Annotated in this window: 14 protein-coding genes and 1 pseudogene; 7 read left to right on the top strand and 8 right to left on the bottom strand. The window is 70.6% G+C overall.

The window, feature by feature from the left end; translation table 11 throughout:
- Positions 1–205: 205 nt before the first annotated feature.
- Positions 206–1,723, bottom strand: a complete 1,518-nt coding sequence (locus MILUP08_RS22675; protein ID WP_007462000.1) for an aldehyde dehydrogenase family protein — start codon at positions 1,721–1,723, stop codon at positions 206–208.
- Positions 1,720–2,928 (bottom strand): fumarylacetoacetate hydrolase family protein, encoded by a 1,209-nt coding sequence (locus MILUP08_RS22680; RefSeq protein WP_007462001.1) that lies wholly within the window; start codon positions 2,926–2,928, stop codon positions 1,720–1,722. Before MILUP08_RS22680 ends, MILUP08_RS22675 begins: the two co-directional genes overlap by 4 nt.
- Before the next feature lie 73 nt (positions 2,929–3,001).
- Between MILUP08_RS22680 and MILUP08_RS22685 the strand changes: the two genes are divergently transcribed.
- Positions 3,002–3,874 (top strand): IclR family transcriptional regulator, encoded by an 873-nt coding sequence (locus MILUP08_RS22685; protein WP_144056992.1) that lies wholly within the window; start codon positions 3,002–3,004, stop codon positions 3,872–3,874.
- Between the two features lie 228 nt (positions 3,875–4,102).
- Here the strand turns inward: MILUP08_RS22685 and MILUP08_RS36040 are convergent, their stop codons facing one another.
- Entirely contained in the window at positions 4,103–4,648 is a 546-nt protein-coding gene (locus MILUP08_RS36040) for a carboxymuconolactone decarboxylase family protein (RefSeq protein ID WP_237747169.1), read from the bottom strand.
- 358 nt (positions 4,649–5,006) lie between these two features.
- Here MILUP08_RS36040 and MILUP08_RS22695 point away from each other — a divergent pair, with 358 nt between their 5' ends.
- Positions 5,007–6,626 carry a serine/threonine-protein kinase gene (locus MILUP08_RS22695; protein WP_007462007.1) on the top strand — a complete coding sequence of 540 codons (1,620 nt, stop codon included), beginning with the start codon at positions 5,007–5,009 and terminating at the stop codon, positions 6,624–6,626.
- Between the two features lie 66 nt (positions 6,627–6,692).
- Here MILUP08_RS22695 and MILUP08_RS22700 read toward each other — a convergent pair whose 3' ends face one another.
- Positions 6,693–7,310, bottom strand: a complete 618-nt coding sequence (locus MILUP08_RS22700) for a TetR/AcrR family transcriptional regulator (protein ID WP_202805231.1) — start codon at positions 7,308–7,310, stop codon at positions 6,693–6,695.
- 81 nt (positions 7,311–7,391) lie between these two features.
- On the opposite strand from MILUP08_RS22700, the gene MILUP08_RS22705 reads away from it, so the two are divergent.
- On the top strand, positions 7,392–7,820 hold the full coding sequence (locus MILUP08_RS22705; protein WP_007462013.1) for a hypothetical protein: 429 nt from the start codon (positions 7,392–7,394) through the stop codon (positions 7,818–7,820).
- Positions 7,821–8,038: 218 nt separating this feature from the next.
- Here the strand turns inward: MILUP08_RS22705 and MILUP08_RS22710 are convergent, their stop codons facing one another.
- From MILUP08_RS22710 to MILUP08_RS22720, 3 genes are all read right to left on the bottom strand, one after another.
- Complete coding sequence (locus MILUP08_RS22710) at positions 8,039–9,019, bottom strand: SMP-30/gluconolactonase/LRE family protein (RefSeq protein WP_007462015.1); 981 nt, start codon at positions 9,017–9,019, stop codon at positions 8,039–8,041.
- 99 nt (positions 9,020–9,118) lie between these two features.
- Positions 9,119–10,006 carry a helix-turn-helix transcriptional regulator gene (locus MILUP08_RS22715; RefSeq protein WP_007462017.1) on the bottom strand — a complete coding sequence of 296 codons (888 nt, stop codon included), beginning with the start codon at positions 10,004–10,006 and terminating at the stop codon, positions 9,119–9,121.
- Between the two features lie 194 nt (positions 10,007–10,200).
- Positions 10,201–11,037 carry a TIGR02452 family protein gene (locus MILUP08_RS22720; protein ID WP_007462020.1) on the bottom strand — a complete coding sequence of 279 codons (837 nt, stop codon included), beginning with the start codon at positions 11,035–11,037 and terminating at the stop codon, positions 10,201–10,203.
- 17 nt (positions 11,038–11,054) lie between these two features.
- Between MILUP08_RS22720 and MILUP08_RS22725 the strand changes: the two genes are divergently transcribed.
- From MILUP08_RS22725 to MILUP08_RS22730, 3 genes are all read left to right on the top strand, one after another.
- On the top strand, positions 11,055–14,186 hold the full coding sequence (locus MILUP08_RS22725) for an ATP-binding protein (RefSeq protein ID WP_237747170.1): 3,132 nt from the start codon (positions 11,055–11,057) through the stop codon (positions 14,184–14,186).
- Positions 14,187–14,266: 80 nt separating this feature from the next.
- Entirely contained in the window at positions 14,267–14,419 is a 153-nt protein-coding gene (locus MILUP08_RS36045; RefSeq protein WP_167626060.1) for a hypothetical protein, read from the top strand.
- A 14-nt stretch (positions 14,420–14,433) separates the two neighbouring features.
- A complete protein-coding gene (locus MILUP08_RS22730; RefSeq protein WP_007462038.1) occupies positions 14,434–20,619 on the top strand; it encodes a S8 family serine peptidase in 6,186 nt (2,061 codons plus the stop codon).
- A gap of 90 nt (positions 20,620–20,709) precedes the next feature.
- Here the strand turns inward: MILUP08_RS22730 and MILUP08_RS22735 are convergent, their stop codons facing one another.
- Complete coding sequence (locus MILUP08_RS22735; protein WP_337588145.1) at positions 20,710–21,798, bottom strand: NADP-dependent oxidoreductase; 1,089 nt, start codon at positions 21,796–21,798, stop codon at positions 20,710–20,712.
- A 299-nt stretch (positions 21,799–22,097) separates the two neighbouring features.
- On the opposite strand from MILUP08_RS22735, the pseudogene MILUP08_RS22740 reads away from it, so the two are divergent.
- Positions 22,098–22,516: pseudogene (locus MILUP08_RS22740) on the top strand (IS5 family transposase); the annotation flags it as partial.

Raw genomic sequence — 22,516 nt, forward strand, 5'->3', positions numbered from 1 at the left:
CACCCCGGCCGCGCTCCCCCTTGTTTTCACCCGGGGGTGCGCGGCCGGGACTTTCCCACCAAAGGGAGTACGTCAGCAGATCCGCGAATTGCGACGACGGCCACACCGGGTCGGCAGAATGGGATCTGGAAATCACGCCGACAACCATTCGGGCGTGCTTCGGCGACGCCGGTCGCGGAGTACCGCGAGAGAGCGGCGGACGCGATTATTCGACCGCTGGCGTCAACCTCCCGTCGACGCGTCGGGGAATGGCCGAATAGTCGTCGCGCAACTCCTCGGGAAGCACCCAGGCCGGGGCGTCCTGCCACGCCAACGGGCGGAGGAATCGTCGGATCGACGTGGCGCCCACCGACGTGTGCACGGCGTTCGTCGACGGCCAGGGTCCACCGTGGTGCTGGGCCCACGACACCCGTACACCTGTGGGGTAGCCGTCGAAGACGATGCGGCCCGCGCGGGCGGAGAGCACGTCGACCAACCGACGTACGACGTCGGCGTCGTCACCCGGGCCGCGATGGACGGAGCCGGTCAGCGACGGCGGGACGGCGTTCAGCGCGGCGTCGAGTTCGGCAGCGTCGTGATACCGGACCACGACCATGAGCGGGCCGAAACACTCGTCGGCGAGCTCGGCGTTCAGGCCCGGCAGGTCGACCTCCAGGAGCCTCGGTGCGGCGGTGAAGCCCGCACCGGGGTCGACCTGGGGCCGCGCCGAGACCCGGGCGCCGGCCCGCTCGAACTCCGTCGCCCGGGTCTCGTACGCGTCCCGGATGCGCTCGTTGAGCAGGACCGTGCCGCCCGACGTGGCGACCTTCTCCCGCAGCGAGTCGACCAGCCGGTCACCGCCCCGATCCGTCGGGATGAACGCCAGGCCGGGCTTGGTGCAGAGCTGACCGCCCGAGGCGGTGAACGAGGCGAACAGACCCTCGGCGATCTGGTCACCCCGGTCGGCGGCCGCGTCGGGCAGGACGACGATCGGGTTCACGCTGCTCAGTTCGGCGTACAGGGGAATGGGGTCGGGTCGTTCGTCGATGGCCGCCTGGATGGCGCGGGCGGCGTTGACCGAGCCGGTCAGGGCGGCCGCGCGGATCGCGGAGTGACGTACGAGCGAACGGCCGGCCTGCTCCCCGTACACGGCCGCGACGACACCCTCGGGCCCGCCCAGGTCGCGGACGGCCGAGGAGATCGCGGCGGCGGAGGCGTGCGAGGTCAACGGGTGGGACGGGTGGGCCTTCAGGACCGCCGGACAGCCGGCGGCGAGCGCGGCGGCCGTGTCACCGCCGGCGACCGAGAAGGCGAACGGGAAGTTGCTGGCTCCGAAGACGGCGACCGGCCCGAGGGGTACGAGCATCCGCCGCACGTCCGGGCCGCGTCCGAGCGGTGTGTCGGCGGCGTGGTCGATGGCCGCCTCGACGTACGCCCCGTCGCGCAGCACGTCCCCGAACATCCGGAACTGGACCGCGGCCCGGGTGAGTTCCTGGTCGAGCCGCGCGTGGGCCAGCCCGGTCTCCGCCTCGGCGGCGGCGACCAGGTCCACCCGACGGGCCTCCAGCGACGCGGCGATCGCGTCCAGCAGGTCCGCCCGCCCGAGCCTTCCGAGGCCGGACAACCACCGCGTCGCCCGGGACGCCTGGCCGACGATCGTCTCCAGCCGCGCCTCGTCGGTCTCGGTGAGATCCGTCGCGCTACGTCGGCCGTCGCGCGGATCGACAGTCGTGACCACGTTCACAGCAGTCCTCTCCTCACCAGATTGCCCATCAGATCGCGGACGCCGAAGTGCCAGGGCTCGCACTCCTCCGCCTGCCGCACCCGGTTGACCAGGGTGCCGAGCGCCGGGCAGCTGATCCGTACCACGTCGTCGGCCTTGTGGGTGAAGCCCTCACCGGGGCGGTCCCGGTCCTGGATCGGCGCGAACATGGTGCCGAGCATCAGGGCGGCGCCATCCGGATAGTGGTGGTGCGGGCCGATCAACTGGCGCACCAGGTCCTCCGGGTCGCGCGACATCCGGGTCATCTCCGAGACCGCCTCCAGCAGGAAGCCGTCCACACCGCGGACCTCCAGTCGCACCTCCAGCTCGCGTACCCGATCCATTCCGAACCGGTCGTCGAAGAGCCGGATCAGGGGGCCGAGGGCGCAGGAGGCGTTGTTGTCCTTCGCCAGGGGAAGCAGGAGCGCCGAGCGGCCCTCGATGTCGCGCAGGTTCACGTCGTTGCCGAGGGTGGCGCCGACGATCCGGCCGCTGGACGCGACGATGAGCGTGACCTCGGGCTCCGGGTTGTTCCAGGTCGACGCGGCGAGGACGCCGACCTCGACGGCGGTGCCGACGGCGGAGAGAATCTGCCCCTTGGTGAAGATCTCGGCGTCCGGGCCGATCCCCACCTCCAGGTACTGGCTCCACATGCCCTCGGCGACCAGCAGACTCTTGAGCCGGGCCGCCTCGGCCGAGCCCGGTTTCAGGTTGTGCAGGTCGACACCGAGGTCGGCGAACATCCGTTGCCTGATGTCCGCCGCGAGCGCCAGGTCCCCCCGTGCCCGCTCCTCGATGACGCGTTCGATCATCGAGACGGGAAAGGTCACGCCTGCGGCCTTGAGCGCCTGGAGGTCGACCGGGGCGAGCAGCCAGGGCCGGCCACGGTCGCGCGTCGCGGCTCCGGTGTTGGCCAGGATCTCCCCGAAGTCGCCCAGCCGCGCCCCGTCGAGCCCGGCCACCGTCGCGGCGGGGTCGGGCAGCTCGCAGATGTCCCGGACCGTCGGGAAGCGGTGGCTGAGGTCGATGACCTCGCCGTTCCGGACGGCCACGGGCGTGGGGCCCTCGACGGTGGGGTCCCAGATCCGGCCGATGAGGACAGCGTCCGCATCGGCCGGCAACGCCTCCGCGGCCGTTCCGACCCAGTCCACGTCGGCGCCCGACCCTCGGGACTGTGGCACCGTCATGAGCCGCTCTCCAAAGAGTTGGCGTCAACGAATTAAATTGCAACGATCGTAGCGACATGTGCAACGGTGTCAAGTGGCGATTGCGCATTGCATCACGTCGATTGCACATGATGCAATGACAGCGACCGTGCTGCCCGTCGTGCGAGGGGAGACAGCCTTGGCACAATCGATACGCCGCGCGATCGACCTCATCCGTCGATCGGCCGAGCACCCGCTGTCCCTGACGGAGGCCGCGGACGTGCTCGGCGTCCACAAGTCCACGGCCCTGCGGATCCTGCAGACACTGGAATCGGCGCGTTTCGTCCGCCGGACGGGGGCGGGCACCTACGTGCTCGGCAGCGGGCTGATCGAGCTGTCCGAACTGGCGCTGGGCTCGATGGACCTGCGCCAGCCCGCCGCCGCGCACCTCCGTGCGCTGCAACGCGAAACCGGCCACACCGTGCACCTGGCACAACTGACCGGCGACGAGATCATCTACATCGACAAGGTGGACAGTCCGGCGTTCGACGCCGTCAAGCTGCCCTCGCGTATCGGGCGCGCGGTGTCCATCTACGCGAGTGCGGTGGGCAAGACGATCCTGGCCCACCTACCTCGCGAGGATCGCGACCGTCTCCTCTCGCACGTCGTCTTCGAGAGGTTCACCGACACCACCTTCACCGACCACGACGCCCTCGACGCCGAACTCGCCCACATCCGCGAACGCGGCTGGGCCGTGGACAACGGCGAACACGACGCGTACGTGCTGTGCGTGGCCGCGCCGATCCGGGATTCGCGCGGTCAGGTCATCGCTGCCGCCTCCATCACGGCGATCGAGGTCATCGCGAGCCTCGACCAACTGAAGAGCAACCTTCCGCTCCTGCTGGAGACCGCCAGCCAGATCTCGTACGAACTCGGTTACCCGCGGCCCGCCGCGAACTCGGACGGTGACGGCAGGTCCACGACCTGACCGCGCGCGGCCCGGGCGTCAACGCCCGTCGTTCCGGTCGACCGCCAGGGGGTGCCCTCGGACGTGGTCAGGCGCGGTGATTTCCGCGTTGGCGTACGCGAGGCCACTGACCAGGATCACCTCACCCGATCCGTCCGACTGCCCAGGCGTGGTTGTCGTCGTCGGGCACCGGTCGTCCCCAACGCGGCCCGACGCGGCCCCGCCCTGCCGACCCCGACCACCAGGAGGTCAACCGGCCGCACGGTAGACGGCGGCGCCCATCGGCTTGTCGACGTCCAGGTCCGTCGCCGCGGCAACCCGGGCGATCATCATGTACTGCCCGATCACCATCAGGAGTTCGACGACCTCGCGGGAGGAGAGCAGCCCGGTCAGCGCGGTGACGGTGTCGTCGGAGGGACGGACGTCGCGGACGACCTCGGTCGTGAAACGCAGGACGGCCCGCTGGTCCGGCGAGAAAGAGCCGGCCTCGATCTCGTCGCGCCCGAGCGCGCGGACCATCTCGTCGGTGGCGCCGGCGGAGCGGGCGATCGGCTCGTGCTGAACCCACTCGTACCTGACGTCGCTCAGCCCGGCGACTCGCAGGATCGCGATCTCCCGGAGCAGCGGGTCGAGGGCCAGGTCCTTGAGCAGCGCGCCTCCCCATCGCATCCAGTCCGGAAAGGCCGTCTCGGCGTGGGCCATGATGCGGAAGAAGTTCAGGGGTGCCGCGGCCTGCAGCGCCTCGCGGACCGGCGCTGGGGCGTCGGCGGGGTTCACGTACGGCAGACGACTCACGGTTTCCCCCTCAAAACCGGCAGATAGGGCGTCCCGCACCATATCCGATCCCGGTTGCGCTCGCCGCCGATCCGCTCGACGAGATCGGAGGTCGGGAGCGAAGATCCGCCGGCCGAGGTCCCGCGCGAGGGCCACGTGCGCGGCCCGCGGGTGGGCACCGAGATCCCGGATCCTCCGGCGCCGCCAGGCCCGCTGCGATGGTCGCGCCGACGACACGGCCGGTTCACCCGAGGTGTGGACGGCATCGACGACGCTGGGTGGTCGGACGATAGGCTGCGGGCGGCGTCCGACTGACCTAAGGGGAACGGGTGATAGGCGGAGCGGTTCGCGCGGTGGTCGCTGTCTGCGGGCATCCGGCGTGAGCGACGGGTTGCGTCCCGGTGACCCGGCCCGCCTCGGCGCGTACGAGGTGGTCGCCCGGCTCGGTGACGGAGGCATGGGCAGCGTCTTCCTGGCCCGCTCGCCGGATGGACGACGGGTGGCGGTCAAGGTCGTCCGCTCGGAATTCGCGCACGACGAGGAGTTCCGCGGTCGGTTCCGTAGTGAGGTGAACCGCGCCCGTCAGGTTCCACCCTTCTGCACCGCCGAGGTCGTGGACGCCGACCCGGACCACAACCCGCCGTACCTCGTGGTGGAGTACGTCGAGGGCCCCAGTCTGGCCCAGGTGATCCGGGAACGGGGGCCGCTGGGGGCCGCGCAGGTGCACAGCATCGCGGTCGGGGTCGCCACCGCGCTCACCGCCATCCACGGTGCCGGGGTGATCCACCGGGACCTGAAGCCGGCGAACGTCCTCATCGCGCCGGGTGGGATCAAGGTCATCGACTTCGGCATCGCCCGGGCGTTCGAGGCGACGAGCCAGCACACCCGGACCAACCAGGTCGTCGGGACCGTCTCGTACATGGCTCCGGAGCGGTTCGACGCGACGTTGGGCCGTCCGGTGGGCCCGGCCGCGGACATCTTCGCCTGGGGTGCCGTGGTCGCCCACGCCGCGACCGGCCGCAACCCGTTCGCGGGCGACTCCCCTACCGCCACCGCGATGCGGATCCTCACCCAGCCGCCGGACCTGGCCGGGCTCGGTGGGCCGTTGCGGGAGTTGGTCGCCCGTGCGTTGGAGAAGGATTCCGCTGCCCGGCCCACCGCCCGGGAGTTGCTCGACGGGTTGTTGACCGCGGCGGACCCGGGGGGTGCCGGCGGGCCGGCCGCACGCCTGGGCGCGACGCCGACGGCGGTCGTGTTGCCCGCGGCCGGCGGCACCGGCCAGGGCCGGCCGACGATGCCGCCGGGTCCGGCCACTGCCGGTCGCACGGGCTCGCGCCGGCGTGGCTGGCCCACCATGCTGGGGGTGACCGCCGCGGTGATCGCGGTGGTGGTGCCCGCTTCCCTGTTCGGCCCGAAACTGCTGGGCGGGCGGTCCACACCCGAGCGGGCCGGCTCCACGGTGACCGGCAGCCCGGCACCGAGCGGGCCGGCGACCACCGCGTCGGTGCTCGCATCGCGAACGCCGGCCGCCTCACCGTCGGCAAGCGTCGACCCGACCGACGCCATGCTGGCCGGTAAGCGGCGAATCCTGCTGCACGTGGTGGAGATCGACCGTGACCTGTCGCTGCCGTCGCACGGCGAGCTCGAGGTAGGCAACGGCACCGGCAAGGACGCGCTCTTCGTGCTCGAACCGGTTGGCATCGACTACATGATCAAATCGGTGAACCCCGAGATCGCCCACCGACCCTGCCTCGGGGTCAAGCGCGACGGGGAGGGGAACAAGGATCTGGTGGGCGCCGAGTGTCGGCCGAGCGACGCGACCGTGTTCGCGCTGTCCCGCGAGGGCAGGGACGACAAGGGGCGCACCTCCTACGCCATTCTCAACGACGAGTACGGCGTGGTGCAGTGGAGCCCGACCAAGAGGGAGATCTACATCGAGTTTCTCGGTGACGCCCCGGTCGACACCACGTTCAGCCTGGTCGACCGAGGCGCGGTCTGACCCGCGCGCACCCGACCAGGCGGGCCGAACCGGCGCTGGTCGCTGAGCGTCGCGGACACCACACCGTCAGCGCAGCAGCGCCATCCGTTCGATGACGGAGTCGCGCAGCTCCGGTGGCCACGGGAACAACGGCGCCGCCACCCGGAGCTGAGCCAAGCCGTGCAGCCCGACCCAGAGCGCCGTCGCGTCGCCGAACGGGTCCGCGCTGGCCGACCGTCCCTCCGCGACACAGTCGGCGAGCGTACGCCGGAAGATCTCGAAGGCTCCCATGCCGAGCACGGCCAGCTCTTCCGCAAGGCCCGGGGCCCGCTCCAGGGCCTGCCCGGCGTCCCAGACCGCGCCGAACATCACCCGGTACTGCTGGGGCCGGCGTTCGGCGAAGGCCAGGTAGGCCGCGCAGACCGCGCGCAGCCGCTCGACCGGATCCGCGTCTTCCGGTGCGCCCAGCTCCTGCTCCAGGATGGTGAATGCACGTTGCGCGACCGCGAGCAGGATCGAGTCCAGGTCCGGGAAGTGGGGATAGATCGAGGGCGCGGAGATGCCTGCCTGCCGGGCTATCCCCCGCAGGGTCACGTTCTGCGGCGTGCCGTCCTCCAGGAGTTCCAGCGCGGCGTCGACGATCTCGTCGCGGAGCTGGGCACCCTGGCCGCGCTTGTTGCGGGCCCGCATTCTCGGTGTGGTCACCCCTTGACTTTACACCTGTTAGGCGAACGCGTAAGTTAACGGCTGTAAGTTGACGCTCGTTTCTTAGGGATGGAGTTCCCCATGACCGCCGCGACCACTACCCGAATCGACACCGCCGCCCCCGCCCACCGCAGAGACCTCGTCGGCCGCGGGCTGGCGGCCTTCGCATCCCTCGCCACCGCCGTCGCGTTCGTCAACGGAGTGCTGCTGACCATCAACGCCAGCGACGATCGCCTGTTCATCGAGGGCTGGCGGGTCTCCAGCTTCGGCATCTTCGCCGCGCTCTTCGCCCTGCTCGCGCTCCGGCCACGTCAAACGGCAGGCGTCTGGGAGATCCTGCTCGCCGGCAAGGCCGCTCTCGTCGTGTTCGGGGCGCTGATCGGAGACGTCCCCGAGGCACGCCTGTCGGCAATCGTCGACTTCGGGCTCGTCGCCGTCGTCGCGGCGGCCTACGTGCTCTGCCGCGGCTGGTTGGCGTGGCGTCCCGCGACCACCAACCCCGCCCGATGACGGAGACGACCATGGCTCCACCTCGCCACCCCGTACTCGGCACAACCACGCAGCGGGCGCGCCGGATCGCCCGTCCCCGTCGTCCGACGGCGGCGGGCGATCCGAGTCTCCAGTATCGACAGACCGGAGCCCTCCGGTGCGGGGCTGCGCGGTTCCTAGACGCGGGTGACGCTCACGCCGCCGAGCCTGATCCCATACATGGAACAAGCAGGTACGGGTCAGCGGCCCGGCAGGGTGGCCAGTGCCAGGTTGGGATCGACCCCCGTGGTGTACGCGGCGCTGAGCACGTAGAGGGTGCGACCGCGCACGGCCACCGAGGTCGGGTTCTGCAACCCCTCGGCGGCGGTCAGCAGCGTTCGCGCACGGCCGGCCGCGTCGATGCTCACCACCGTGTTCGGGCCGTTGAGTGTGGCGATCACCTGCTGGTCACCGGCGCCGACGAACGTGAAGTCGTCGATGCCGACCAGGCCTGTCGCCGCCACGCGGACAGGTCCGGGACGGCCGTGCCGCACCGGAATGCGCAGCAGCGTGCCGTGGTCCAGGTTGGTGGCCCAGATCGCGTCGGCGCGTACCTTGATGCCGTTGGCACCGAGGAAACCCGCCGCGGCCAGCTCGGGCGCCGAGGACCAGACCTCGACACGGCCGCCGTCCAGGGGGACCGTCGAGATCGTGCCGAGTACCGAGTCGGTCAGGTAGAACCTCTTCGCCTCCGCGTCGAACGCCAGGCCGTTGGGGAGCCCGTCGGCAGGCAGGGCGGCGATGCGGTGCGGGGCCCGGCCGGGGCGTAGCCGGTACAGACCTGTGGAGGCGGCGTCGCCGCTGGCGTACAGGAAATAGAGGGTGCCGTCGGTCATGCGGACGATGCCCGTGGTCAGCGCGAATGCGAGCACCGGCGTATTGACGCCGCCATCGGCGGGGGCGGGCAGGGTAGCCAGGATCCGCGTCCCGCCGGACGGGGTGACCGCGGCGACCTGTCGGGAGGCCGCGAAGGTGACGTAGGCCGTACCATCCGGGCCGACGGCGACGTTCTCCGGCATCTGTCCCTCGGTCAGGTCGAAGTGGTTCGCGATCCGCGCGGGCGCGGCCGACGCTCGGGCCGCCGCGGTAGCGGCCGGCACGGCGCTCGACGGTACGACCGTCACGACGCCGATCCCCGCTGCTGCGACGGCGATGGCGAGGGTCATCGTTCTCTTACGCATTTCTGTCCCTACTCACGGTGTTGTTGATGGGCGGGAAAAGGGCGCGACGGGCCGGGCGCTCCGTGCGGAGCACCTCACGTCGAGCCGATGGGGACGGCGCTATTCGCGCCTGGCGAGCGGCTGTGGAGCGCCGGCACGGGTGGTGACGGCGCCGTGCACGAGCAACGTCATCGCGGCGTGCGATGCCGAGCCGGGTTCGGTGGTGGCGACGACGACGCTCTGACCGTCCTCGGTACGCAGGGTCTGCTGCGTCACGTCCATGGCGCCGACCAGCGGGTGACGCATCTGGTAGACCGCGTCGCCGCCGGCCTTCACCCGGTGGTCGGCCCACATCGTGGCGAACTCCGGGCTCCGCACCGTCAACTCGCCGACCAGCGCGGCCATCAGCGGGTCGTCCGGATGCTGCCCGGAGGCCATCCGGAGCGTCGCCACCACCGCGCGGGCCTTGCTGGGCCAGTCCGCGTACAGGTCGCGGGTGTGCGTGTCCAGGAACACCAGCCGTGCCATGTTCGGGTACTGGCTCGGCCGCTGGAGGATCTCCGGTGCCAGGTGGCCGGCGAACAGGGCATGACCTGCGGTGTTCCAGGCCAGCACGTCGGCGCGGCGACCGAGCACCACCACAGGTACGTCGCCGAGCGTAGCGACGAGCTGACGTACCGCCGGGCTCACCCGCTCCGGAGCCGGGCGACGCACGGCAGGCCGGCGGCGGGTCCCGGCCGCCAACTCGATCAGGTGGCGACGTTCCGCGTCGTCGAGCCGCAGCGCCCGGGCGAGCGCGTCGAGCACCTCCGGTGAGGCGTTCACGGCCTGACCCTGCTCCAACCGCGAGTAGTACGACACGCTCACCCCGGCCAGCAGCGCCAACTCCTCCCGGCGCAGCCCTCGAACCCGGCGCCGCTCCCCGTAGGTCGCCACGCCGGTGTCCTCCGGCCGCAGCTGGGAGCGCCGGGCCTGGAGGAAGTCACCGAGCTGTCCTCTCGCGTTCATGACTCGAAGTATCACCAGCCCTGCCCACGCCAACCACTCCCCACCAGGGGTAGGCACCGCATGGCGAGGCAGCCCGTCCGTGCCGGCACGACTCCCCGAGCCAGTCGCCGGTGGCCAGGTCACCGTCGATGCCCTGGCCACCGACCGTCAGTGCGGTGGTGGCACGCGCCCCGTCATTCGACGATCCGCGCCGCTCACCCGCGCTCGCCGCCCACCGCCGGTTTCGCGGCGGCGGGCGGAAAGCGTTCCGCGAACGTGCGGTACACGGGTGTTCCCGGCGCGCTGTCGAGGATGGCGAACACGACGTGATCGAAGCGATCGACCTCCCGCAGCGCGCCGGCGAAGGCGTCGGCGACCGTGGCGGGATCGTTGCGGAACACGCCGCATCCCCACGCGCCCAACACCAACGTCCGCTGTCCGTGCGCGGCCGCGACCTCCAGCACTCGGCGTGCACGTCGGGCCAGCACCGCCGGTACGTCCGCACCGTGGTCGGGCTGGTTGGAGAGGATCGCGCCCAGGTTCGGCGCCGCGGCGGTCAGGAACGACGTCGTGTACGGCTGGTCGAGCAGATCGCCCCTGTCGTCCCGGAAGACCAGCACGTCCGGGGAGAAGATGACACGGTCGCTGTACCGCAGGTCCCGCTGTTCGCGGTGGAACGCGTGGAACTCCGGGGCGGCGAGGAGACACGGGTACAGTGCCGAGGAGCGGGCGATGCTCTCCTCCTGCGCCTTCGCTCCGCCCAGGAACCCACCACCCGGGTTCTTGGCCGAGGCGAACACCAGGCAGGCCGCTCCGGGCGCCAGCCGACGGGCCGCCTGCAACGTCGACTCGTTCGTCACCTCCACCCGGCCTGCGCCGGGCTCGGCGTTTCCCGCCGCGAGCACCTCGCCCGGCAGGTGGAGACGAGTGCCGGCGACCGCGGCACGTACCATCTCGCCGATGCCGACCTCGTCGCCGGCGGCGTTGCGATAGCGACCCGAATCAGCGATGGCGACCGTCTGCCGGGCAATCTCGCGAAGGCGACCGCTCACCCGGCGGACCCGTCCGCGTGACGACAGTCGTTCACCATGATGAGCAAGCTAGGCAGTCCCGCCCCGACGGGCAAGCGGGTTGGTGCGCGACTTCTCGGGCGCACTGGCGCAGCCGCGATACCGCTGGGGATCCCACAACGCGCGTCGCCGCCCTGGCACTTGTGCCCGAGCAGGGAAAAGCGAGATCATCACGCATGCTCGACCCCTCCCCCGAGGACGACGGGACTGCACCGACCGTCTCCACGCCGCAGTTCGTGGGCCGTGATCGGGAGATGGCGGCGCTTCGCGGCGCCCTGGCCCGCCCACCCGCGATCGTGCTGGTGGAGGGCGAGGCGGGGATCGGGAAGAGCCGACTGCTGCGAGAGTGGCTGGCCGCGCCGGAGAGGCGCACCGCCCTGGTGTCGGTGTGCCCACCGCTTCGCGAGTCGCTGACGTTGGGGCCGATCGTCGACGCGTTCCGGGGCATCGACCGCCCGGTGTCGCGCCTGCGGCTGACCGAGCTCGCGGGTGCGTTGCAGCCCCTGTTCCCGGAATGGTCCGCGGACCTGCCACCGGCACTGCCGCCCCTGGACGACGCGAAGGCGGCACGGCATCGCCTGTTCCGCGCCCTGGACGAGCTGCTGCGGGCCCTGCGTGTCGACGTGCTCGTGCTCGAGGACGCGCACTGGGCCGACGAGGTGACCCTGGAGTTCCTGCTGTTCGTCACCTCCCGACAGCAGTCGCACGGGCCAAGCCTCGTGATCTCCTATCGGCCGGAGGAGGTGGACGACGGATCGCTGTTGTTGCGGCTGACGTCCCGGTTGCCTGCTGGCGTGACCCAGCTGAGGATCGCCCTGGCACCCATGCGAGCCGACGACACGGCGGCGCTGGTGTCCTCGATGCTGGACGGCAACCCGATATCGCAGGAGTTCACGACGTTCATGCACGAGCGGACCGGCGGTGTTCCGCTGGCGCTTGAGGAGTCGGTCCGCCTGATGTGCGACCGCGCCGACCTCGTCTTTCGCGACGGACAGTGGGTACGGCTGAAGCTGCGCGAGCTACAGGTGCCGCCGACGGTGCGCGACTCCACCCGGGAACGGGTGAGCCGTCTGTCGCCGACGGCGCAGCAGGTGTTGCGGGCCGCGGCCACGTTGGCCGAGCGGTCCTCGGTGGCCACGATCGCGATGACCGCCGGCCTGTCACCAGCCGCGTGCTCAGGAGCTGTCGCGGAGGCGGCCAGTGCCGGTGTCCTCGACGGCGACGACCGCGGCCGGTGGCGGTTCCGGCACGTGCTGGCCGCGACGGCCGTCTACGAGGCGATCCCGTTGACCGACCGCAGACACTTCCATTTGCTGGCCGGCCGGGCCCTGGAGCACGTTCATCCGCCGGCGGTGGCACGCCTTGCCCACCACTTCCGCGAGGCGGGCGAAACCCGTTCCTGGGCGCGGTACGCCGAGCAGGGCGCCGAGCTTGCCATGGCCTCGGGTGACCACACCAAGGCGGTCGACCTGCTTGTCGATCTGATGTCGCGGGCCGTGCTGCCGCCGGTGGATCGGGCACGGGTCGCGCGCATCGCCGGAGTCGCCGCACTGGGCCGCCGTGAACCGGTCGACGGGGTCTACCACCGCGTGATCCGTACTCTGCGCTCGGTGTTGGAGACCCCCGGCCTCTCCGCCCGGCAGCAGGCCGAGATCCGCAACCCCCTGGGCCGGCTCCTCATCACCGGGGGCGAGGCGCAGGCCGCGCTCAGCGAGCTGGAGCAGGCGGTGGCCAACCTCGACCATGACCCGGTCGAGGCGGCTCGGGCGATGACCTACCTCGGCTGGGCCTACGCGGGACCGTGGCCGGCGTCGACGCATCGACGTTGGCTGGATCGCGCCGCTGAGCTCACCGCCGAGTTCGACTCTCCCGCGGAGCGGCTCAACCTGGCCGGCAACCGCGCCGCGGCGCTGCTCATGCTCGGCGAGGAGGAGGCCTGGGACGTCGTCGCCGACCTGCCCGTCGACGGCGCGACCGCGGCGGAGCGTCTCGACGTGGCCCGCATCCACGCGAACATCGGGACCGGCGCGCTGATCTGGGGTCGGTACGCCGACGCGGAGGAACACCTCGCCGTGGCCCTGCGCCTCGCCGACGCCGAGCAGGCGTTCCGGTTGCACCACAACGTCCGACTCGAACAGGCCAACCTGGCGTGGCTCACCGGTCGCTGGGAGGGCCTCGCGGAGCGGAGCGCGGCACTCGCCGACGCCGACCGCGACCGACCGGCGCACTATCTCGGCAGCATTCGCCTCGCTGCCCGGCTGGCGGCCGCGGCCGGACGGCGGCGCGCCGCGGAGGAGCAGTTCCGACTGGTCCTCGAGGAGTCCGCCCGTCTCGGCGCGGCCGACGACACGATGGAGGCCGCCGCCGCGTTGGCCAGACTGTGGCTGACGGACGGAAACAGCGGCCGGGCACTGCAGATCACGAACGAGCCGATGGACACCGTCCGGCGCAAGGGCATCTGGATCTGGGCGACGGATCTCGTTCCCGCCCGGATCGAAGCGCACCTCGCCGCGGGCGACCGGAAGGCCGCCACACGCCTGGGCGACCAGTTCGCCAGGGGACTGCGCGGCCGTACGGCGCCCGCGCCTCGCGCCGCGCTCACGGTGTGCCGTGCCCTGCTGCTCGCCGCGGCCGGAGACCACGGCCGCGCGGCGACGGCGTGGGACCGGGCGGCGCGCGCCTGGAGCGCGTTGCCCCGCCCCTACGACGCCATGCTGGCCCGCGAGCGTCAGGCCGAGGCACTCGTCGCGCACGGCCAGTTCGACCAGGGCCGAGAGCTGCTGGCGACGCAGTACGAGCAGCTGTTCCGGCTCGGAGCGCGCGGCGATGCGGACCGTGTCGCGCAGCGGCTTCGCGAGCACGGCGCCGAGGTCCCGCGCCTGTGGCGCGGCGGCCGACGCGGGTACGGCGACGAACTCTCGCCTCGCGAGCTCGACGTGGTCCAACTGGTTGTCGCCGGCAAGACGAACCGCGAGATCAGCCGGATCCTGGCCAAGTCCCCGGCCACAGTGGATCAGCAACTGCGTGCGGCGATGCGCAAGTTGAAGGTGAGCTCCCGGACGGCTCTCGCGGTCAAGGCCGTGGAGGCCGGAGTGTTCGCAGAAGAGGACTCGCTCGACGACGCGTCGTGAATATTGACGTATCCGCTGGATAGCGAAGGTCACGCGTCCCGCCGAGCATGACTCCATGATTCATAGCCCCTGGGCGATGCATGCCTGAGCGACACGTCGCGCGTGACGACGCCGCCATCGAGCAGCAGCCGCCACCTGAGCCGCCCCGCGAGCCGCTCGTCAACGCTCCCGACGCCCATGACGCCGACGGTGGCGACGACCACATGAACCACGACCCCTACCAACCCCTGTAGGTCGAAGGACTCTCATGAGACTCAAAGCCCTCGCGGCTTCGCTTGCCGTAGCGGTCGGCCTGAGCATGATCCAGGCACCGCCGGCGTCCGCCGCCGAGCCGGATCCAGGCCCCGCCAACAAGATCGCCTCGAACCTGAAGGACCGCTTCCGCGCGCAGCCACAGTCCGACTTCTGGATCACGTTCGAGACCGGAGCCGACCTCGGGCCGGCGAAGAAGCTCACCGACTGGACCGCTCGTGGTCAGTTCGTCTACGACGCGCTGACCGCTGCGGCGACGAAATCCCTGGCCGCCGTCTCCAGCGACCTCGACCGGGCGGGCGTCAAGTACACCTCCTACCCGATCGCCAACGCGGTGCTCGTCAAGGGGGGTACCGAGAAGCTCGCCCTCAACGTGGCCTCGAAGGTGCAGGTCGCCGAGATCCACGCGACGCCGCAGGTCGCGCTTGTCGAGCCCGTGGACGAGAAGGTCCCCACTGACCAGGCTGCCCGCCCCGCCGCCGGAAAGAAGGCCGCCGAGGCAGGGGCCGTCACCTGGGGTCTGGACGCCATCCACGCCCCCGAGGCGTGGGCCATGGGCGCCACCGGCGCGGGCATCACCGTGTCCAACCTCGACTCGGGCGTCCAGTTCGACCACCCCGCCCTGACGAGCCAGTACCGCGGCACGAAGCCCGACGGCACCGTCGACCACAACTACAACTGGATGGCCACCCGGGGCACGTGCACGGGAGCGCCGTGCGACGACAACGGACACGGCACGCACACCATGGGCACCATGGTCGGTGACGACGGCGCCAACCACGTCGGCGTCGCGCCGGACGCGCAGTGGATCGCGACGAACGGCTGCTGCGACAGCACAGGCGTCGAGTCGCTGCTGCGGTCCGGCTGGTGGCTGCTCGCCCCGACCGACCTCCAGGGCAACAACCCCGACCCGTCCAAGCGCCCCCACGTCATCAACAACTCGTGGGGCCAGACCGTCGAGCACAACTTCGACGACTTCTTCCAGGCCATCGACGAGGCCTGGAGCGCCGCAGGCATGTTCAGCGTCTGGTCGTCGGGCAACACCACGCCGTACGCGGACTGCGACACCGTCTCCTCCCCCGGCTCCGCCACGAGCGCCTACTCCGTCGGCGCCTACTCGTCGGACGGCACGCTCGCGGCGTTCTCCCGCAAGGGCGAGGGTGAGGGCGGCCGGATCAAGCCCGAGATCTCCGCTCCGGGGGACGGTGTCCGATCGTCCTATCCGAACGACAGCTACGTCGAGATGTCCGGCACCTCGATGGCGGCGCCGCACGTCGCCGGGGCCGTCGCGGCGCTGTGGAGCTACGACCCGACGCTCATCGGGCAGGTCGAGGAGACCCGTCGCCTGCTCGGCGAATCGGCCGTCGACGTCGACGACACCGAGTGCGGCGGCACCGCCGAGATCAACAACAAGTACGGCGAGGGCCGGCTCGACCTCGTCCGCCTGCTGGAGCTCGCGCCCCGCAAGGGCGGCACCCTCACCGGTGTCGTCACCGCAGACGGCGCCCCGGTCCCCGCTGCCGAGGTGACGATCAGCGGGCCGTTCAGCCGGTCGATCGGCACCGACAAGGACGGCCGGTTCACGACGAACCTCCCGGTCGGCGACTACCAGCTCAGCACCAAGGTCTTCGGCTACCTGACCGCGACCGCCAAGGTCACGGTCACCCTCGGCCAGGACACCTCGGTCAAGCTGCCGCTCACGGCCGCCGTGCGGCACGACATCAGCGGCAGGGTCGTCGACGACAAGAAACGCCCCGTCCCGAACGCCGACGTGGCCGTCACGGACACGCCGCTGAAGCCGGTACGCACGGATGCCAACGGCGCGTTCACGATCACGGCTGTGCCCGAGGGCGCGTACAAGCTGGCCGTCAAGCCCAACGCCTGCTTCTCGCCCAGCACGGTCCCGCTGACCGTCGGCGCGCAGAATCCGTCGGCCGAGATCCCGGTCGGGCTCGTCGTCGACAAGGGCGGCTACAGCTGCGCCGTCTCCGAGGGCGAATACCTGCGCGGCACCGACCCGGTCGCGTTCGGCAGTGGCGTGTGGGCGACGGTGCAGCTGCCGTTCCCGATCGCGCTCTACAACGGCAGCCACGACAGCCTCGGCGTCGGCCTGCGCGGCGTGATCGCCCCGGACGGCGCCACCGGACCCGGCTACGGCGGTGCGGGCATCTTCCCGTTCTACGTCGAGACCCCCGTCGAGTTCGCCCCCGGCGGGGGCGTCTTCACGGCAGCCACCAAGGTCAACGGCGAGGACGCGTTCGTCGTCGAGTACCGCAACGCCAAGCTCTGGGCCTATCCGGACCGGACGGAATACACCGAGCCGGTCAGCTTCTCGGCCACGCTCACCCGCTCCGGCACCGTGATCTTCGGGTACGGTGACGGCATCGGGTCCGACGACCCGGTGACCGCCGGCGCGCACGCTGTCACCGGCATCCAGGGCTGGGCCGGCGTCGACGGCATCCGGTTCTCCGACAAGGCCCCGGTGCTGCGCGACGGGATGGTCGTCACCTACGACATGCCTGACTTCGGGTATCTCGACGCGACGGTCGTCGACAAGAACGACGGACAGCCGGTGGCCGGCGCCAAGGTCTCCTTCAGCAACAAGGACGGGCTCGTCGAGACGGTCACGACCAACGGGACCGGCGTCGTGCATCGCCAGCTTCCGGTCGGCGACTACACCATGACCGTCGACGCGCCGAACTACACGACCGCGGCGTACCCGTTCTCCCTCGACAAGCTCTACGCGAAGGCGACTATCGACGCGCGCCTGACCACGGGTGTGGCCGGGCTGAAGGCCGACGGCCTCGACGCCGTGTTGGGCACCGACCAGAACGGCGTGGGCTCGCTGACGCTCACCAACAACGGCTCCGCCCCCCTCACGTACGACCTGGGTGAGGCCGCGCGCCACCCCGAGCTCGACGCCGCCGGCGCCACCGGGCGCACCGGGAAGGGCGCGGCCAGCACGATCGACCTGGCCGCGTGGAAGGCCGGCGCGAGCGGTATGAAGCCGTCGAACGTCGACGGCAGGGCCGCGACGGCCAGCGCCGCGGAAGCACAGGCGGCCGCCAAGGTCGGTACGACCTCCGGCGGTGACGTCATCACCCGGATCGCCATCCCCGGCACGATCGCGGAGAAGGAGCCCTCCGGCGTCGGGTACGACGGCGACGTCTGGGTCCACGACTACAACGCGCGGACCAACACCGCCTACACGGTGACGGGCAAGCCGACCGGGAAGGTTTTCGACGCGGCGTGGAACCCCGCGTACCGGGCGTTCGACATGGCGCTGGACACCAGGACCGGTGACATGTGCCAGATGGAGGACAGCCCGGCCAGCTTCATCCACTGCTTCGACACCGACACCGGCAAGGAGACGAGGCAGATCAAGGGTGACTGGTCCACGCTTCAGCTGACCGGACTCGCCTACAACCCGACGCAGGACGTGTTCTACGTCGGCGGCCGGCAGAACGGCATGATCGGCACCGTCGCCGGCACGTCGCACGACAACCCGGGTGCGCTGCTGTCCTTCTGCTCCCCGCCGCTGCCCGAGGTGATGGGCCTGGCCTACAACCAGGCGTCCGACACCATCTGGTACACCGACCTCACCTCGAACCGGCCCACCCGCCTGCTCCAGGTCGACCCCGACGACTGCTCGCTGGTGAACGCGTGGTGGTTCCCCGGGCAGAAGGCGGGCCAGGGCGGCGGCCTCGAGACCGACTCGACAGGTGCGCTGTGGGCAGTGGACCAGGTCGCCGACGACGTCGTGCTCGTCGACGTCGAGGACGACCTGCTCACCGACCTGCCGTGGCTGTCGCTCTCCTCGACCGGCGGCAGCCTCGCCCCGGGCGAGTCGACGACGGTCAAGGTCTCGATCTCCTCGAAGGGCGCCAAGCCCGGAGTCCTCGGGGCGAACATCGTGGTGCGGTCCGACTCCGGACGTCAGTCCAAGACCTACGTCCCGGTGACGCTCACGACCACGAAGTACCAGGTCGGTGTCAACGCCGGCGGCGCGAAGTTCAGCGACGGCTCCGGCTACACCTGGTCGGCCGACCAGCCCGGCAGCAAGAAGGCGTGGGGCTACCAGGGCAAGACGACTGTCGCCGCCACGAACGCCGGGATCGCCGGCACGACTGACGACGCCCTGTTCCAGTCACAGCGCACCACTGCGGACAAGCAACTGTTCTACACGTTCCCCGACGCGCCCAAGGGCACCTACGCGATCGACCTCGGGTTCGCCGAGATCGACAAGGTGGCCAAGGGCAAGCGGGTGTTCGACGTCGTCGTGGACGGGGCGCTGACGGACTACGCGTACGACGCGGCCGCGGCCGTGGGGCCGAACGCCGCCGACTGGCGTAGGGCTGTCGTGCAGCACGCGGGCGGTCCGCTGACCGTGGAGCTGCGGGGCTCGAAGGGCCTGAAGGCCCCGAGCATCGCCGCGCTGCGGGTGACGCTCGACCCGCGCGCGGACGCGGTGGAGCCGGACCCCGAGCCCGAGCAGCCGGATCCGGGTCCGGTACCGGTGGCGCCCGCCGGCCGCTCGTACTCGATGAAGGTGACCGACGGGCTCTACCGCCAGGGCACCCAGGAGTCCGGGTGGCACGGCGACGACCTCTGCGGCGTGCTGTGGTTCGACTCCAGCTTCGTGTTCCCGTTCTACGACACGGCCTGGGACGGCGTGTGCGTGACGACGAACGGCACGCTGGCCTTCGACCGCGCCAGCACGTTGGGCAGCAACGCGGCACTCCCGTCGCCGTACCCGATCGACGCGATCTATCCGCTGTGGGACGACCTCATCGTCGACGACGAGGCGGGCATCTACTACGGCACGACGACCGTGGACGGTCTGGCGGCGCAGGTGATCGAGTGGCGCAACGTCGCCTTCTACGGTGACCAGACGGCTCGCGTGAGCTTCTCGGTCACCCTGATCGCCGACGGACGGATCCAGATCGGGTACGCCGACGGCGTCGGCGGCGACAACCCCCTCACCAAGGGCTCGTCGGCGACTGTCGGCGTGGAGAGCCTGACGCGCAACCCCGCCGGCCAGTACTCCTTCGGCCAGCCCGTCCTGAAGGCCGGCCTGGGTCTGGAGTACACCCTCCCGTCCGCGGGCACGATCGAGGGAACGGTCACCGACAAGAACGACGGCAAGCCGATCGCCGACGCGATCGTCAGGCTCACGGGGCCGAGTGGTGAGCGGGTCATCCCGGTCGACGAGAAGGGCCGCTGGAAGACCCAGGCGCTGGTCGGTGAGAACACGGTGCAGATCGAGGCGCCGAACTACGTCACCGCCAGCCACCCCGTGACCATCACGAAGAAGGACCAGGCCGAGGTCGTCGACACGGCGTTGACCACGGGCATCGCCACCGTCACCGGAGCCGACCTCGACTGGCTCCTCGACAAGGGCCAGAAGGCGACGGCCGACGTGACAGTCACCAACACCGGCTCCGCCCCGCTCGACGTGCGGGTCAGCGAGCAGAAGCGCACCAGCGACGGCGGACACGAGGCCGCCGACCTTGCCTGGCTGACCCTCACGGGCGCGGCCGCGACAGGCACGGTCACGCTCGCGGCCGGCACGTCCACCACGGTCACGGTGACGGCCGACAACGCCGGCATCACGCCCGGCGTGCTCGTCGGGGACCTGCTCGTGTCGTCGAACGCCGGTAAGGGCGAGGCCCAGTTCAAGCCGGTCCGCCTGGCGACGTCCGCCTACTGGAAGGGCGTCGACGCGGGCGGGTCGGGGTACGTCGACTCCGACGGCTTCTTCTGGGCGCCCGACCAGGCGCTCGGTTCGCGGGCCTGGGGCCACGTCGGCGGAAAGGTGGACACCACAAGGGCCGACATCGCCGGCACCGAGGACGACGCGCTGTTCCGCACCCAGCGGACCGGCGAGACGTTCACCTACGTGTTCAAGAACGCTCCCGCCGGCACGTACCGGATCGGCCTCGACTTCGCGGAGATCGACAAGGTCAAGGCCGGCAAGCGCACCTTCGATGTGCTCGCCGACGGCAAGGTCGTGCTCTACGACCACGACGTGCAGGCGACTGTCGGTGCGCTGACCGCGGACACGAACACGGTCACCGTCGAGCACGCCGGTGGCGACCTGAAGATCGAGCTTCGCCGCGACAAGGGCGAGAGCGACCCGATCCTCAATGCCCTGAAGGTTCAGCAGGACCCGCGCCTCTGAGCTGACCAACCGATTCACCAGCAGTGGTCAGAGCCTCCTCGGAAGAATTTCCGGGGAGGCTCTGACCACGAGTGTCGAGTCCCCGAATCCTCACGAGTGAGTGCGGATGATCGTCTTTCCGGTGATCCGCTCGGTGGGGTTGAGAGCGTTGACGGCGTCGTCGAGGTCCGCGACGTTGCCGATGTTCGTCCGCAGTCGCCCGTCCCGTACCCGCCCGACGATCTCCCCCAGTTGGGCGCGATCAGGCGTCACGACGAAATCGATCGCCAGGCCGTCGGCGGGTCGCGCCGCGGGCGGCCCGACGACGGACACCAGGGTTCCTCCGGCTCGAATCAGGCCCGCCGACCGCTTCCCGATGTCGCCACCGATGACGTCGAAGACCAGATCGACTCCACCGACGGCTTCGAGGGCGTCGTTCTCGAGGTCGACGAACTCCTGGACGCCGAAGTCGAGCGCCTTCGCACGGTCGGCAGCGCGTCCGGTGCCGATGACGTAGGCGCCGAACTCACGCGCGAGCTGCGTCACCATCGAACCGACTGCGCCGGCAGCGCCGTGCACGAGGACGCTCTGCCCCGTTCGGAGGCGGCCGTGCTCGAACAGTCCCTGCCAGGCGGTCAGGCCGGAGATCGGCAGGCTCGCGCCCACCGTGAAGTCGACGTCGCCGGGCAGCGGCGCGAGGTTGCGCGCCTCCACGGCCGCATACTCCGCAAGGGTGCCGTCGCGGGTCCAGTCCGTGAGGCCGAACACCCGCTGACTCACCGACAGTCCCGTCGTGCCATACCCGAGCGCGGTGACCACTCCGGCCAGTTCGTGCCCGGGGATCGACGGCGTCCGGTCACGGCCGAGGCGATCGGTCCAGGTCGAGGGCCACGCCATCTCGGTCGGGACGAACCCGGACGCATGAATCCGGACGATGACGTCGTTGAGGGCCGGTTCCGGCTCAGGCCGCTCCACAAGCGTCATTCCGGCCGTTCCGGCAGCCTGGTCCGTTACCACGATCGCCTTCATCAGATACCTCCCGTATCCCGCCCTCGTCTGCACCGGCCCGAGGAGCACATGTCCGTTTCCCAGCAATGGCGGCGACAAGCCTCGGCGCCGTGCCCACCCACCCCCACCCGGTGGCGGTTGGGGCGCGAGGGATGTCGCCCGACGTGGGTGGCGACGTCTGCCGAACCTCATGCCGACGGGCAAGTCGGGCACCTCGTCGCTACCGGAGGGCGCCCCGCTGGACGTCCCGAAGCTAGCGACGGTAAAACTGGTCTGTCAAGTCCAGTTGTGGGTCACGTGACTACTATCGTCGGGCGCGGGAAGTACCAGTTCAAGACTCGTCGACAGGGCGGCACGGCAAACCTCGATGAGACATGATTACTGGACCACAGAGTCCAGCGAAGGGAGAGACTGCGGGAATATGGCCGACCGGGAGAGTGTCTGCACTAGGCAGTGTCTTCAAAGGATCTTGGTATCGGATGATGTAGCGCGTGGGTCGTCGCTACGAGTTGTCTGACGTCGAGTGGGAAGCCCTGTCGAGGTATCTGCCGTCGGCGGTGACGGGTGGTCGGCCGCGGGTCGATGACCGGCGGGTGCTCAACGGGATCGTGTGGAAGGTCCGGGCCGGGGCAGCGTGGCGGGACGTGCCCGCCCGTTACGGGTCCTGGCAGTCGATCTACACCCGTTTCCGCAGGTGGGCCCTGGACGGGACGTTCGAGCGGATGCTGGCCGGAGTGCAGGCCGACGCGGACGCGGCCGGTGACATCGACTGGCTGGTGTCGGTCGACTCGACCATCGTGCGAGCCCACCAGCACGCTGCAGGCGCTAAAGGGGGCGCCGAGAAACGGACGAACCACAAGATCACGCCCTCGGCCGATCTCGAGGTGGACTGACCACCAAGATTCACCTC

This window comes from Micromonospora lupini str. Lupac 08, from assembly GCF_000297395.2.
GTDB classification, from domain to species: domain Bacteria; phylum Actinomycetota; class Actinomycetes; order Mycobacteriales; family Micromonosporaceae; genus Micromonospora; species Micromonospora lupini.